Origin of the sequence: Citrobacter sp. wls714, from assembly GCF_005281025.1 — a bacterium.
GTDB classification, from domain to species: domain Bacteria; phylum Pseudomonadota; class Gammaproteobacteria; order Enterobacterales; family Enterobacteriaceae; genus Citrobacter; species Citrobacter werkmanii.
The window spans coordinates 1-536 of the sequence record NZ_SZWZ01000016.1; the positions used below are offsets into that span (position 1 = coordinate 1).

General features: G+C 55.0%; 1 rRNA gene. It reads left to right on the forward strand.

From position 1 onward, the window contains the following. Positions 1-536, forward strand: a 23S ribosomal RNA gene (locus FDX11_RS01625); the annotation flags it as partial.

Sequence of the window (536 nt, forward strand, 5' to 3'; positions counted from 1 at the left end):
ACGGGAGACACACGGCGGGTGCTAACGTCCGTCGTGAAGAGGGAAACAACCCAGACCGCCAGCTAAGGTCCCAAAGTCATGGTTAAGTGGGAAACGATGTGGGAAGGCACAGACAGCCAGGATGTTGGCTTAGAAGCAGCCATCATTTAAAGAAAGCGTAATAGCTCACTGGTCGAGTCGGCCTGCGCGGAAGATGTAACGGGGCTAAACCATGCACCGAAGCTGCGGCAGCGACACTATGTGTTGTTGGGTAGGGGAGCGTTCTGTAAGCCGTTGAAGGTGTCCTGTGAGGGATGCTGGAGGTATCAGAAGTGCGAATGCTGACATAAGTAACGATAATGCGGGTGAAAAACCCGCACGCCGGAAGACCAAGGGTTCCTGTCCAACGTTAATCGGGGCAGGGTGAGTCGACCCCTAAGGCGAGGCCGAAAGGCGTAGTCGATGGGAAACAGGTTAATATTCCTGTACTTGGTGTTACTGCGAAGGGGGGACGGAGAAGGCTATGTTGGCCGGGCGACGGTTGTCCCGGTTTAAGC